The sequence below is a fragment of the Nocardioides sp. NPDC047086 genome (assembly GCF_040643685.1).
Classification (GTDB): domain Bacteria; phylum Actinomycetota; class Actinomycetes; order Propionibacteriales; family Nocardioidaceae; genus Nocardioides.
This window is the reverse complement of sequence record NZ_JBEYUV010000003.1, coordinates 125,732-139,742: the sequence shown is the minus strand read 5'-3', so window position 1 is coordinate 139,742 and position 14,011 is coordinate 125,732. Positions and strand designations below refer to the sequence as shown.

At 70.7% G+C, this 14,011-nt stretch carries 13 protein-coding genes; 3 read left to right on the top strand and 10 right to left on the bottom strand.

Annotated elements, in window-relative coordinates; genetic code table 11:
- Position 1: 1 nt before the first annotated feature.
- The 10 genes from ABZ796_RS03885 to ABZ796_RS03840 form a co-directional block, all read right to left on the bottom strand.
- A complete protein-coding gene (locus ABZ796_RS03885) occupies positions 2–520 on the bottom strand; it encodes a glycine betaine ABC transporter substrate-binding protein (protein WP_357334771.1) in 519 nt (172 codons plus the stop codon).
- Between the two features lie 17 nt (positions 521–537).
- Positions 538–1,305, bottom strand: coding sequence for an ABC transporter permease subunit (locus tag ABZ796_RS03880; RefSeq protein ID WP_357334770.1), 768 nt, complete (start codon positions 1,303–1,305; stop codon positions 538–540).
- Complete coding sequence (locus ABZ796_RS03875; protein WP_357334768.1) at positions 1,278–1,922, bottom strand: ABC transporter permease; 645 nt, start codon at positions 1,920–1,922, stop codon at positions 1,278–1,280. The genes ABZ796_RS03880 and ABZ796_RS03875 overlap by 28 nt, the downstream gene beginning before the upstream one ends.
- Positions 1,919–2,431, bottom strand: coding sequence for a hypothetical protein (locus ABZ796_RS03870; protein ID WP_357334767.1), 513 nt, complete (start codon positions 2,429–2,431; stop codon positions 1,919–1,921). The genes ABZ796_RS03875 and ABZ796_RS03870 overlap by 4 nt, the downstream gene beginning before the upstream one ends.
- A 346-nt stretch (positions 2,432–2,777) precedes the next feature.
- Positions 2,778–4,232, bottom strand: coding sequence for an aromatic amino acid ammonia-lyase (locus ABZ796_RS03865; protein ID WP_357334765.1), 1,455 nt, complete (start codon positions 4,230–4,232; stop codon positions 2,778–2,780).
- A gap of 75 nt (positions 4,233–4,307) precedes the next feature.
- On the bottom strand, positions 4,308–4,889 hold the full coding sequence (locus ABZ796_RS03860) for a HutD family protein (RefSeq protein WP_357334764.1): 582 nt from the start codon (positions 4,887–4,889) through the stop codon (positions 4,308–4,310).
- A 2-nt stretch (positions 4,890–4,891) separates the two neighbouring features.
- A complete protein-coding gene (locus tag ABZ796_RS03855) occupies positions 4,892–6,226 on the bottom strand; it encodes a formimidoylglutamate deiminase (RefSeq protein WP_357334762.1) in 1,335 nt (444 codons plus the stop codon).
- Complete coding sequence (gene hutU, locus ABZ796_RS03850; RefSeq protein WP_357334760.1) at positions 6,223–7,905, bottom strand: urocanate hydratase; 1,683 nt, start codon at positions 7,903–7,905, stop codon at positions 6,223–6,225. The genes ABZ796_RS03855 and hutU overlap by 4 nt, the downstream gene beginning before the upstream one ends.
- A gap of 134 nt (positions 7,906–8,039) precedes the next feature.
- Positions 8,040–8,792 carry an IclR family transcriptional regulator gene (locus ABZ796_RS03845; protein ID WP_357334759.1) on the bottom strand — a complete coding sequence of 251 codons (753 nt, stop codon included), beginning with the start codon at positions 8,790–8,792 and terminating at the stop codon, positions 8,040–8,042.
- A gap of 88 nt (positions 8,793–8,880) precedes the next feature.
- Positions 8,881–9,453 carry a TetR/AcrR family transcriptional regulator gene (locus ABZ796_RS03840; RefSeq protein ID WP_357334758.1) on the bottom strand — a complete coding sequence of 191 codons (573 nt, stop codon included), beginning with the start codon at positions 9,451–9,453 and terminating at the stop codon, positions 8,881–8,883.
- A gap of 167 nt (positions 9,454–9,620) precedes the next feature.
- Between ABZ796_RS03840 and ABZ796_RS03835 the strand changes: the two genes are divergently transcribed.
- The 3 genes from ABZ796_RS03835 to ABZ796_RS03825 all read left to right on the top strand — a co-directional run.
- The gene (locus tag ABZ796_RS03835) at positions 9,621–11,090 is read left to right on the top strand and encodes an aldehyde dehydrogenase family protein (RefSeq protein WP_357334757.1); all 1,470 of its coding nucleotides are present in this window, start codon (positions 9,621–9,623) and stop codon (positions 11,088–11,090) included.
- A gap of 17 nt (positions 11,091–11,107) precedes the next feature.
- Positions 11,108–12,838 carry a choline dehydrogenase gene (gene betA, locus ABZ796_RS03830; protein ID WP_357334755.1) on the top strand — a complete coding sequence of 577 codons (1,731 nt, stop codon included), beginning with the start codon at positions 11,108–11,110 and terminating at the stop codon, positions 12,836–12,838.
- Positions 12,835–14,011: glycine betaine/L-proline ABC transporter ATP-binding protein (locus ABZ796_RS03825; protein WP_357334754.1), on the top strand; the 1,177-nt coding region annotated here is incomplete at its 3' end. The genes betA and ABZ796_RS03825, both read left to right, overlap by 4 nt.

Here is a 14,011-nt window from a genome sequence, read left to right as displayed (position 1 = left end):
CCTACTGCTCGATCGAGGGGTCGGTGGTGAAGAGGTCCGCCGCGGCGAGGTCACTGATGGACTTCAGGGAGTACTCGTCCACAGTCTCCTTCGTGACCGCGATGGCGTCCTTGTCCTCGGCCGGCGACATGGCCAGGACCGAGAGCCCCTTCGGCGCAGCGGCCGTCAGCGCCTCGTAGACCGACTGGGGCTCGGTGGCGGTCGCGTCCTCGTCGAAGTAGTGCAGGAGCGCGCCGGTGTATTCCGGGATCAGGTCGATGGAGCCGTCCTGCAACGCCGGGACGTACGCCTCACGGCTGCCGATGTTGAACGTCTTGTCGACCTCGACGCCCTTCGCCTCCAGCGCTCCGGCGTAGATCTCGGCGATCAGGGCGCTCTCCGGGAAGTCGGCGGAACCGACGGTGATGGTGCCCTCCTCGTCTGCTCCGGCGGGCTCGGTCGCCAGCGGGTCGCCGCTGCCACATCCGGCGAGCAGCGCGGCCGAGGCCGCTACGGCGAGGTAGATCTTCATGCTGTGCATTGGGTTTTCCTCTCGGGTCAGCTGATGGTGATCGGGATGGAATCGGCGGACGCCTTCGGCCGCGATCGTCGGGAAGCAGCTCGACGGCCCGTCAGGCCCGAGGACACCGCGTAGCGCTGGACCAGCGCGAAGGCCAGATCGACGACGAGTGCGAGTGCTGCCACCAGCACGGCTCCCGCAGCCATCTGGCCGAAGTCACGTACCGCCAGGCCGTCGATCAGCAGACGCCCGAGCCCGCCGAGGCCGGCTGTCGCGGCGATGGTCGCGGTCGCGACGACCTGGAGCGTGGCCGAGCGCAGGCCCGAGAAGATGAGCGGCAGCGCGCACGGCAGCTCGACCTTGACGAGCACCTGGACGTCTCGCATCCCCATGCCCTTCGCGGCATCCCGGGCGCCGGCGTCGACCTCTTCGACGCCCGCGTACGCACCGGCCAGGATCGGCGGGACGGCCAGCACGGCCAGGACGACAAGGCACGGAACCACGAAGGCCGCGTCGCCCGAGAGCCGGGGTCCGAGGGCCAGAACCATGATGAACAGCAGACCCAGGCTCGGAATGGCGCGGGCGGCCCCGGCGATGTTGACGACCAGGAACTTCCCGCGGCCGGTGTGACCGACGTACAGACCGAGCGGGATCGCGATGATCGCAGCGATCACGAGGGCGACGGCCGAGTACGTCAGGTGCTCGAGGATGCGGTGCGGGACACCGTCGTCGCCCGACCAGTGGGTGGGGTCGGTCAACCAGGTGAGGACGAGGTTCATCAGGCGGCCCTCCTCGTACGCTGCCACGGGGTGATGAGCCGGGTTCCGGCGATGATCACGAGGTCGAAGACGAGCGCCAGCAGGACGCACGCGACCACGCCCACGAGGATCGGCTCCATGAAGTTGCGGCGGAAGCCGTCGGTGAAGAGCGAGCCCAGCTGGGGTACGCCGATGATCGCCGCGACGCTGACGATGCTGACGTTGCTCACCGCGGCGACCCGGAGGCCGGCCGAGATGACCGGGACCGCCAGCGGGAGCTCGACCATGAACAGTCGTCGCACCCGCCCGAAGCCCATCGCCGTCGCCGCCTGGTTGACCGAGTCGGGCACGGCCCCCAGACCGTCCGCCACCGTACGCACCAGCAGTGCCACCGTGTAGATCGTCATCGCGAGGACCACGTTGACCGGGTCGAGGATCTTGGTACCGATGAACAGCGGCATCAGGATGAACAGGGCGAGCGACGGAATCGTGTAGAGGAGACCGGTCCCGGCGATCAGCAGCGGGTACAGGACCCGGTACCGCCGCGCCAGCCAGCCCAGGGGAACCGCGACGAGCAGTCCGAGCACGAGCGGGACGCCGGCCAGGTAGACGTGCCTCCAGGTGAGCGAGAGCACCGCAGGCAGGTGGTCGATGAACCAGCTCATCGTGTCGCACTCCCGGCCGGCTCGGTGTCGACCGCCGCGGTGCGCTCGGTGCTCTCGATGACGTCGAGCACCTGGTGGGCGAGGACGGTGCCGAGGAACGCTCCGTGCTCGTCCACGACCACGCCGCGCCGCGCCGGCGAGGACAGGGCTGCGTCGAGCAGGTTGCGCAGCGTCCCGTTCGTGGCGGCCAGGGTGCCTCCGCGGTGCAGCACCTCGGCGGTGACCGTGCCGGCGATCTGCTCTGCGTCGACCCAGCCCAGAGGGCACCCGCTGTCGTCGACGACCAGGGTCCACGGCTCGCCACCCGCGGCGGCTCGCACCTGCTCGGCGCTGTCACCGAGGCTCGCCGTCGGCTCCGACGTGAGCGGCAGCTCGGGGGCCTTCTGGAAGCCGAGTCCGCGGTATCCGCGGTCGCGCCCCACGAAGTCGGCGACGAAGTCGTCGACGGGGTGCGCCAGGAGCCGCGCGGGCTCTGCGATCTTGGCGAGCTTGCCGCCGACCCGGAGCACGGCGACCTGGTCACCCAGCTTGACCGCCTCATCGATGTCGTGGGTGACGAAAACGATGGTCTTCCCCAGGTCGCTCTGGAGCCGGAGGAACTCGTCCTGCAGCTCAGCCCGAGGGCCCGACGAGCACCGTGATCTTGCCGGTCGGCGCGGTCATCTCCAGGCCACCTACGGCGACGGCCCCGTCGGGGTATTCCTTGCTCACTGAGTCGAACCGGATCATCCGGCACTCACCTCCACTGCTGGGGTCATCGAATGTGGTGTGGGTCCCAGTGCACCTCTCGGGCATCGGCCACGGATACGGGCCACAGCCCGGTACTGTCTGGGATCCGAGACTTGACCGTTCAGCTCACAGCGCTGCCAGCTCATGGAGCAGATCGGCCGCGCGATCGAGGTCGTCGCCGAGCGACCGGTCCTCGAGGCTCGGGTCCAGGACCTGGGCCGCTCGCTCGAGCGCGGCCCGCGCGGGGATGTCGCCGAGCTCAGGCTGTTGCACGCGAAGCGCTCGCACCGCGGCCACGAGCTCGCAGGCGAGCACGTGGCGGTACGCCTCGACCACCACGATCGCCTGTCGTGCCGCCTGCGTCGAGAAGCTCGCGTGATCCTCGAGCCCGCGGGAGACGACAGCGGTGCCCATCGTCACGGGCAGCGCCGCGTGCCGCATCTGGGCAAGGGCGTCGTGGGCGACGTACTCGAGGATCATCACACCGGAGCTGCCCGCCGGCCCCGAGGCGAGGAACGGTGTCAGACCCGTCATGGTCGGCTCGACCAGGTCGCCGAGGCGGGCGGCGGACAGCTCCGCCACCTGGTGAACGGATGCGAGAGCCTGGTCCAGCGCCACCGCGACGTACGCCGTGTGGAAGTGCGCGTGGTGGAACACGTCGTCGGCCTCCACCGAGATGAACGGGTTCTCAGCCCGCGCGTTGACCTCGACGGAGAGGACCTGCTCGAGCTGAGCAAGGCTGTCCAGCGCGGGTCCCTGAACCTGCGGGAATGCCCGCAGGCCGAACGGATCCTGGATCCGGCGGCCCGCCACCGGATGTCCGGTCAGCCCGAGCAACCGACGCATCTCCGCGGCACAGTGCTCCTGGCCAGGATGCGGTCGTGCCTCGTGCACGACCGCGGCATAGGCCTCGGCGGAGCCACCCAGCGCCAGGAAGGAGAGGGCGGCGACGGTGTGGCTGGCGCGAAGGAGAGTCTGCAGGTCGGCGCAGGCGATGACCGACTCGGCCAGCGTCGCGGCGTTGCTGCTCATGAACGCGAGCGCGTCCCCGGTGTCGACCGCAACCGGCGGCGCCTCCCCGACCGCCCACGGACGCTCGCCGGCCAGGGTGAGCGCGATCTCCGCGAGGACGGTCAGATCGCCGGTGCCGATCGCACCGAGTCTGTGCACCCTCGGCAGAGCGCCGAGGTCGAGAGCCTGCTCGAGAGCGTCCAGGACGCGTACGTGGACCCCGGACCCACCTGCGGCCAGCTGGTTGAGCCGGATGACCATGGTGGCGCGAACCACGTCGGCGGCCAGCTCGAAGCCGACTCCGCCCGCATGGCTGCGGAGCAACCGGAGTCCGTGTCCCAGCACTGCGTCGCCGCCGACCTCCTCCTGCCGGTTGGCACCCACCCCCGTCGTACGCCCGTAGACGTGACGCCTGCGGGCAACGGCCTCCGCCGTCTCCCACGACTTCTGCGCCCGTTCTCGCGCGGCTGGGTCGAGTTCGACCGAGGCGCCTCCACGAGCGACCAGGAGGATCTCGTCACGGCCGAGTGAGGTGCCGTCGATGAGTACGTGAGGTTTGCCGCGCGACATGGTGAGCTCCTTGGGGTTTCGTGGGCTCAATTCAACGCTTCGGGCATCCTGCGGCGCACTCGTCGTCGGGCGGATTCAGTCTTGGATCCCAGACGGTCCCGAGGCGATGCGGACGACCGCCGCGACTCCGGCACCCTCGACGGTCACGGGCTGGTCGGTGATGAGCACGTCACCCGAGCCGAGCGTGGCCGAGTCGTCGCCCGAGCAGGCGCCCACCTCACCCGTGAGGCCGATCACGAGCAGCGGCGACGCCTGAGACAGAGGCTGTTCGCCGCTACCCGCGTCCAGGATCTCGACCGTGGCGCACGCCCGCCCGCGCCGGGTCATCACGTTGAGGTCGCGGGTGGGCGCCGCCACCGAGCACCGCACCGGCACCCCACCGTCGAAGGAGTACGGCACGAACGGCCGCAGCACCGTCGTCTCCCCCAGCAGCTCGAGCGTCATGGGCGGTCCGTCGATCAGCGTGATCACCCGGTCCACGCCGGGGAACGTCGAGAAGTCACCCGACTCGGCGACGTCGGCGAAGCTGACCCGCCAGGAGAAGTCGGACCCGGCATCCGTGCCCGGGGGCCACGCCGCGACCTCGGCGGTCATGCCCCCGCCGTTGCGCCACGAGCGCCGGACGTGCTCCTCCGCGCGGCGAAGATCGAACGCCATCCTCAGATCCCGGTGATTGCGCGGTGGAGCGCACCGGCCACATCACCGACAGCGAGATGCCGGCGATCGCGGGCGACCTCGTTGCCACCCACGATGACGTCGGTGACGTCCTGCGCGGCACCGGCGAAGACCGTCGACTCGAGGAGCGTCCCGGGCGCCCACCCCGCGAGGCGCACGGAGTCGAGGGAGACCGTGGTCAGGTCGGCCAGGCCCCCCGGCACGATCCGGCCGGACTCCGGCCAGCCGAGGCAGGCGTGCCCGTCGACGGTCGCCGCCCGCAGGAGCCCGGCCGCGGACCAGTGGCCGCGTCGTTCGGTACGCAGCCGCTCGTCGAGCTCGAGTGCCCGGGCCTCCTCCAGCAGGTCGATGATCGCGTTGCTGTCGCTGCCGAGCGAGACCGGCGAGCCGGCGTCGGCGAGGTCGCGGGCGGGCCCGATGCCGTCCGCGAGGTCGCGCTCGGTGGTCGGGGTCATGCAGATCGTCGTACCGGAGTCGCCGAGCGCGGCGATGTCCGTGTCGGTCAGGTGGGTCGCGTGCACCGCCGACGAGAGCCGGCCGAGCGCCCCGTGGCGGGCGAGCAGCTCGGTGGGCGTACAGCCGTGGCGCTCCTGGCAGGCCTGGTTCTCGGCACGCTGCTCGGAGAGGTGGAAGTGGAGTGGCGCTCCCTGCTCGGCGGCCCAGCCGGCCACCGTGGCGAGCTGGTCGGCGGGCACCGCGCGGACGGAGTGGATGGCCGCTCCGATCCGGGCGTGATCCGAGCCGGACAGCGCCGAGACGCGGTCGGCCCAGGCTGCCGCGTCGCCGTCCCCGAAGCGCAGCTGGGTGCCCTCGAGGGGCTGCCCCGGAGCACCGGTCAGGTAGCAGGCGTCGAGCAGCGTGATCCGGATGCCGGCGTCAGCCGCCGCCGCGATCAGTGCCTCGCCCATGGCATTCGCCTCGGCGTACGGGCGCCCGTCGGGATCGTGGTGGAGGTAGTGGAACTCCCCCACCGTGGTGATCCCGGCCAACGCCATCTCGGCGTACGTCGCCCGGGCCAGCGCGTAGTACGAGTCCGGGGTGAGTCGTCCGGCGACGGCGTACATGTCCTCGCGCCAGGTCCAGAAGGTGCCGCCGCCCCGGTGGGTGCGGCCGCGCAGCGCCCGGTGGAAGGCGTGCGAGTGCGCATTCGCCAGCCCGGGAAGGGTGAGCCCCCGCAGGCGCGTCGCGCCTGCGGGGGAAGCCGAACCGGGTACGCCCGGTGTGACGGCACGGATCCGGTCGCCGTCCACCTCGATGAGGACGTCGACGTCGACCTCGTCCCCACCGAGCCAGGCGTACTCGGCGAGGTACGCCGTCACGCCTGCTCCCGCATGGGGATGCGCACGCCGCGCTCGTCGGCGACGGCGACGGCCTCGTCGTATCCGGCGTCGACGTGGCGGATGACGCCCGTACCCGGATCGTTGGTCAGGACCCGCTCGAGCTTCTGCGCCGCCAGGTCCGTGCCGTCGGCCACGCAGACCTGACCGGCGTGGATCGAACGGCCCATCCCGACGCCGCCGCCGTGGTGGATCGAGACCCAGGAGGCGCCCGAAGCGGTGTTGATCAGGGCGTTGAGCAGGGCCCAGTCGGCGATCGCGTCGGAGCCGTCCTTCATCGCCTCGGTCTCGCGATACGGCGAGGCGACGGAGCCACAGTCGAGGTGGTCGCGGCCGATCACGATCGGTGCGGAGAGCTCGCCGCTGGCCACCATCTCGTTGAATTTCAGGCCGGCCAGGTGGCGCTCGCCGTAGCCCAGCCAGCAGATGCGCGCCGGGAGACCCTGGAAGTGCACCCGCTCCTGCGCCATGGTGATCCACTTGTGCAGGCGCTCGTTCTCCGGGAAGAGCTTCAGGATCGCCTCATCGGTCTTGCGGATGTCCTCGGGGTCGCCGGACAGCGCCGCCCACCGGAAGGGGCCCTTGCCCTCGCAGAAGAGCGGGCGGATGTACGCCGGCACGAAACCCGGGAACTCGAAGGCCCGCTCGTAGCCGCCCTTGCGTGCCTCGTCGCGGATCGAGTTGCCGTAGTCGAAGACCTCGGCGCCGGCGTCCTGGAACTCCACCATCGCCCGCACGTGTGCGGCCATCGAGGCCTGCGCGTCCTTGGTGAAGCCCGCCGGGTCGCGCTCGGCCGCGGCCTGCCAGTCGTCGAAGTCGACGCCCGCCGGCAGGTAGGACAGCGGGTCGTGGGCGGAGGTCTGGTCGGTGACGATGTCGATCGGCGCCTTCATCTCGAGCAGCCGCGGGAAGACCTCGGCGGCGTTGCCGAGCAGGCCGATGGAGAGGCCGCGCTTCTCGTTCCGGGCCCGGACGGCCAGCTCGAGGGCGTGCTCGAGGTCGTCGGCCTGGACGTCGAGGTAGCGGTGCTCGATGCGGCGGGTGATGCGGCTCTGGTCCACGTCGACACAGATCGCGACACCGTCGTTCATGGTGACGGCGAGCGGCTGGGCGCCACCCATGCCACCGAGGCCGGCGGTGAGCGTGATGGTGCCCGCGAGCGTTCCGTTGCCGTCCTTGATCCGGCCGGATGCGGCGAGCTTGTCGGCGACGGCCGCGAAGGTCTCGAACGTGCCCTGCAGGATGCCCTGGGTGCCGATGTAGATCCACGAGCCGGCGGTCATCTGGCCGTACATCGTGAGCCCGAGGTCCTCGAGCCGGCGGAACTCCTCCCAGTTGGCCCAGTCGCCGACCAGGTTGGAGTTGGCGATCAGCACACGCGGTGCCCATTCGTGGGTGCGCATGACACCGACCGGCTTGCCGGACTGCACCAGCATGGTCTCGTCGTCGCCCAGGTTCTTCAGGGTACGGACGAGTGCGTCGTACGCCTCCCAGCTGCGGGCTGCCTTTCCGGTCCCGCCATAGACGACCAGGTCGTCGGGACGTTCGGCGTTCTCCGGATCCAGGTTGTTCATGAGCATCCGCAGCGGGGCCTCGGTCGACCAGCTGCGCGCGGTCAGCTCGGTGCCGCGGGGTGAGCGGACGGGGCGGGCGCCTTCCATGGGCTTCTCCTCATTGGTGGTTCACGTCGATCGGCGAGGGCTCTCGGCCCAGTGCCATTGCACTCCCGGCCCGGCACGAGAGGAAGGGCGTTCTCCCGATCGTGGTCTGGGATACCAGACCCGTCGCCAGACGGTCAGCCGCCCAGGCGGCGCGACAGCATCCGCGTCGTCGTACGCACCTCGCCGACCAGCCGCTCGACGAGCTCTGGCGACTGCTCCGCCTGGGGATAGGTGACCGCCACCGAGGCGACCGGGTAGCCCGTGCCGTCGAGCACGGGCATGGCGACCGAGGCCAGGCCTTCGGTCACCTCCCCGTGCTCGGCGGCGAAGCCGTTGGCGCGGACGTCGACGAGCAGGCGGCGTAGCTGGGACAGCGATGTCGGCGCCCCGGGACCTTCGAGCGAGAACGCCTCGCGGTCGGCGTAGAGCGCCCTGACCTGGGGATGCGGAAGGGATGCGAGCATCGCGCGGCCGGAGGCCGTGGTCGCCGCCGGCAGCCGCACCCCGACCTCGGTGATCAGGAGCGGCCTGCCCGCGGCCCGCTCCTCGATCACGTACACGACGTCGCGGCCGAGGAGCACCGAGAGATGGGCGCTGTTGCCGCAGCGGTCGGCGAGCGCGGCGACGGGACGCCGCGCCAGCCGCTGCAACGGCTCCTGACGTGCGTAGCCGCTGCCGAGCTCGTAGGCCCCCACGCCCAGCCCGTAGACCCGCTGATCGGGGTAGTGAACGACGAAGCCGAACTCGATGAGCGTGTTCAGGAGGTGGTACGTCGTGGAGCGCGGCAGCTCCAGAGCCCGCGCGATCGCGGACGCCTGCAGCGGGCTCGCCTGGCTCGCGAGGTGGCGCAGGATGGCCAGCGTCTGCTCGGCAGCAGGGACTCCCAAGACGCCACCTCTCGGATCGGACCGGCGATTCGGTCACGGACTCGTGGCAGCCAGGATCTCACCTGCCGGCGGGAGCGCCCACGAAGGATCAGGCCAGGGCAGCGACGGCGTCGGCGAGATCGTCGACGGAGCGGGCGCGCTCGGGGAGGCTGCCGTCGAGGCCGAGGCTGAGCTGGAGACCCTGGAAGGCCGCGTCGATGACATGGGCTGCCCGTTCAGCGACCGCGGAACCCACGCCGGACTTCTCCAGGTGCGCGATCAGGCCGGCGATCCACACCGCGTTGGCCTCACGGACCGCCGAGGCGTACGGCTCCCTGCCGAAGAGGCCGAGCGCGGCCGCCTCCACATAGATCCAGCTGCACCGGTCGCCCTCCATCACCGACCAGAGGTCATGGACGGCGCTGCGCAGGTCCTCGGAGGGCTCGAGCGAGGCGACCTCGGCGACCGACCGCTCGTTGGAGGTGCGGAGCACGTCCGCGACCAGCTGGTCCTTGGTGCCGAAGTGGTAGAGCAGGACCCGGTTGCTGGTGCCCAGCTCGGCGGCGAGCGGGCGCAGGCTCAGGCCGATCAGACCACGCTCGTGGACGTAGTCGGTCGCCAGCTCGGCCCAGGCAGCACGGCGCTGCGGGTCCTTGGCCGGGGCGGGGCTCACGCTCGTCATGCGGCGACTGTAACAACTGACGAAGCCATTTGTATCAGTTGCAACAATTTTGTACCGCCTGCAACAATTTTGTCCCTCCAGCCCTTGACCTGGCCCTTCGTGGCCGCGCAGGATCTTTTGCAATTCACCCGCGGTTGCCTGTTGGGCAACCAGACGCCGGAGGTTGCATGAGCGAGATCTACATCGACGGGCGCTGGTCGCCCGCGCAGTCGGGCGACCAGCGGGAGATCCGCTGTCCCGCCGACGGCGCGCTCGTCGGCACCGTTGCGGAGGCCGGAGCCGAGGACACCCTCTCCGCGATCGCCGCGGCACGCCGCGCCTTCGACAAGGGTCCCTGGCCCCGGACTCCGGCCGCCGAGCGCGGAGCCCTGCTCGAGCGGGTCGCCCGTCTGCTCGAGCGAGACAAGCAGCTGGTGGCCCGGGCCGAGTCGCTCGACACGGGCAAGCGCCTGGTCGAGAGCGAGCTCGACGTCGATGACATCGTCGCCGTCTTCGACCACTACGCCCGCCTCGCCGTCGAGGACCACACTCGCCCGGTCGTCACCGACCGGCCCGAGGTCGAGTCCGTGATCGTCCACGAGCCCGTCGGCGTCTGCGCGCTCATCACGCCATGGAACTACCCGCTCCTCCAGACGGCCTGGAAGGTCGCCCCGGCGCTCGCGGCGGGCAACACCTTCGTCCTCAAGCCGAGCGAGCTGACGCCGCACACCGCGATCCACCTGATGAGGCTGCTCGCCGAAGCCGGGCTCCCGGCGGGCGTGGGCAACCTCGTTCTCGGCGCCGGCCCGGTCGCGGGCGCCCCGCTCGCGGAGGACCCGCGGGTCGACCTGCTCTCCTTCACCGGCGGCCTCGAGACCGGCAAGCACCTGATGGCCACCGCCGCCGCCACGGTCAAGAAGGTCGCCCTCGAGCTCGGCGGCAAGAACCCCAACATCGTCTTCGCCGACGCCGATCGGGAGACGGCCCTCGACAACGCGCTGACCGCGGTCTTCCTCCACTCCGGGCAGGTCTGCTCCGCCGGCGCACGCCTCCTGGTCGAGGAGTCGATCCACGACGAGTTCGTCGACGCTCTGGTCGAGCGGGCATCCGCCATCCGGCTCGGAGGGCCGTTCGACGACAAGGCGGAGACCGGTCCGCTCATCTCGCTGCCGCACCTGGAGAAGGTGACGGCGTACGTCGAGGCCGGCATCGCCGAGGGCGCAGTCCTGCGCTGCGGCGGGTCCCGCCTCACCGATCCCGAGTACGCCGCCGGCTACTTCTTCCCGCCCACGGTGCTCGACCGTTGCCGCGCCGGGATGTCCGTCCTGCGTGAGGAGTCCTTCGGGCCGGTGCTGACCGTGGAGACGTTCCGCACCGAGGAGGAGGTGCTCGCCCTGGCCAACGACACGATCTTCGGTCTGGCCGGTGGGGTGTGGACCTCCGACCCCGACCGAGCGCGCCGGATCGCCGCGGGGCTGCGGGCCGGCACGGTCTGGATCAACGACTTCCACCCGTACGTGCCGCAGGCCGAGTGGGGCGGCTTCAAGCAGTCCGGCGTCGGCCGCGAGCTCGGCATGGCCGGCCTGGACGAGTACCGCGAGGCGAAGCACATCTGGCACAACACCACCCCAGAGCCCAGCCGCTGGTTCGGCGCGTGAGAGCAGGAGCTACTTCGATGGACAAGCAGTACGACTACGTGATCGTCGGCGGTGGTTCGGCGGGCAGCGCTCTGGCCGCGCGCCTCAGCGAGGACCCCGCTCACCGCGTCCTGGTGCTCGAGGCCGGCCACAGCGACTACAAGATCGACCCGTTCGTGCACATGCCGGCGGCGCTCCCCTTCCCCATCGGCAGCCGGTTCTACGACTGGAAGTACGAGACCGACCCGGAGCCGCACATGGGCGGCCGCAAGGTCTACCACGCCCGCGGCAAGGTCCTCGGTGGCTCCAGCAGCATCAACGGCATGATCTTCCAGCGCGGCAACCCGCTGGACTACGAGCGCTGGGCCGCCGACCCGGGCATGGAGACCTGGGACTACGCCCACTGTCTGCCCTACTTCAAGCGGATGGAGAGCCGACACCTCGCCGACGGAAGCTCCGGCGCCGACGACTGGCGCGGCGGCGACGGCCCGCTCCATCTCGAGCGCGGCAAGTGCGAGAACCCGCTCTTCGGAGCGTTCTTCGACGCCGCCCAGGAGGCCGGCTACCCGCTGACCGACGACGTCAACGGCTACCGCCAGGAGGGCTTCGCGCCCTTCGACCGCAACGTGAAGCGGGGCCGCCGCTGGTCGGCGGCCCGGGCGTACCTCCACCCGGCCCGGAAGCGTCCCAACCTCACCGTCCAGACCTTCGCCTTCGTCGAGAGGATCCTCTTCGACACGACCGGCGAGAAGCCCCGGGCGACCGGTGTCGAATACACCCGCGGCCTCGGCCGCGCCGCCCGCCGGCACACCGTCCACGCCGGTGAGGTGATCCTCTGCGGCGGCGCGATCAACACCCCGCAGCTGCTCCAGCTCAGCGGCGTCGGCGACCGTGAGCTCCTCGCCGAGCACGACATCCCGCTGGTCCACCACCTGCCCGGCGTCGGGGCCAATCTCCAGGACCATCTCGAGGTCTACATCCAGTACGCCTCGAAGGAGCCGGTCTCGATCGCCCCCGGCCTGGCCTGGCACCAGCGACCCAAGATCGCCTTCCAGTGGCTGTTCCAGCGCAAGGGGCTGGGCGCGACCAACCACTTCGAGGGCGGCGGCTTCTGTCGCTCCAACGAGGACGTCGACTACCCCAACCTGATGTTCCACTTCCTGCCGATCGCGATCCGCTACGACGGCACCAGCCCGACCGAGGGCCACGGCTACCAGGTCCACATCGGCCCGATGTACGCGGACACCCGCGGCTGGGTGCGGATCAGGTCCAGGGACCCACGCGTGCATCCCTCGATGCGGTTCAACTACCTCTCGACGCCGACCGACCGCAAGGAGTGGGTCGAGGCGGTCCGGGTGGCGCGCGACATCCTCAACCAGCCCGCGTTCGCGAAGTACAACGCCGGCGAGATCTCGCCCGGACCGTCCGTGGAGACCGACGAGGAGATCCTCGAGTGGGTCCGCGAGGATGCCGAGACCGCGCTGCACCCCTCCTGCACGGCGGCGATGGGCACCGGCGAGATGGCCGTGACCGACCCGCTCACGATGAAGGTGCACGGCACCGACGGCCTGCGGGTCTGCGATGCCAGCGTCTTCCCCTACGTCACCAACGGCAACATCTACGCACCGGTGATGATGGTGGCCGAGAAGACCGCCGACCTGATCCTCGGCAAGACGCCGCTGCCGCCGTCCGAGGCGCCCTTCTACAACTACCGCGAGGGCAGCCCGCTCCACCCCGAGCCGGCGGCCAGGACAGGTGAGCGGGCATGACCGTGCCGACCACTGACAGAGAGAGCATCGACGCACCCGGAGCTCCCGAGACCGCTGCCGACAGCCGGCCCGCCCTCGAGGTCGAGGGCCTGTGGAAGATCTTCGGCGCCAAGGCGGACAAGGTCATCGGCTCCGGCGACGCGGAGCTGTCCCGCACGGACCTGCAGGCCAAGACCGGCTGTGTCGCCGCGGTCAAGGACGTCTCCTTCGAGGTCCTGCCCGGGGAGGTCTTCGTGATCATGGGCCTGTCCGGGTCGGGGAAGTCGACGCTGGTCCGGCTGCTCAACCGGCTCATCGAGCCCACCGCCGGCAGCGTGGTCGTCAACGGCGAGGAGATCACCTCGCTCCCTTCCGGCAAGCTGCGCGACATGCGCCGCCGGCACATGTCGATGGTCTTCCAGCACTTCGGCCTGCTCCCCCACCGCAAGGTGATCGACAACGTGGCCTACGGCCTCGAGGTACGTGGCGAGGGGAAGGCCGCGCGCCGGCGCCGGGCCCAGGAGATGGTCGACCTGGTCGGCCTCTCGGGCTACGAGAACTCCTTCCCCGACCAGCTCTCCGGCGGCATGCAGCAGCGCGTGGGCCTGGCCCGTGCCCTCGCGGTCGACCCGCAGGTGCTCTTCTTCGACGAGCCGTTCTCCGCCCTCGACCCGCTGATCCGGCGCGACATGCAGGACGAGATCGTGCGGCTGCACCACGAGGTCGGCAAGACCATGGTCTTCATCACCCACGACCTCCAGGAGGCCATCAAGCTCGGGGACCGGATCCTGATCATGCGCGACGGCGAGATGGTGCAGCTCGGCACCGCCGCCGAGATCGTCGCCCACCCGGCCGACGACTACGTCCGCGACTTCGTCAGCGAGGTCCCCAAGGGGCACGTGCTGACCCTGCGCTACGTCATGCAGCCGGTACGCCCCTGGGACTCGCTCGACGGGCCCGCCATGGATCCCGACACGGTCGTGTGGAAGGCCGCCCGCGCGGCCCTGGCCTCCGCCCATCCGGTGCGCGTCGTCGAGAACGGCGAGCTGATCGGCATCGTCGACGACGAGGCCATCCTCCGCGTGGTGGTCGCCGAGGAGGAGTCGGTCACGAAGACCGGCCCCGAGACCGGCCCCGGCCCCGGGGCCGGGGCCGGGGCCGGGGAGGGAGTGGCATGTCCGCCTCGGCGCTCGA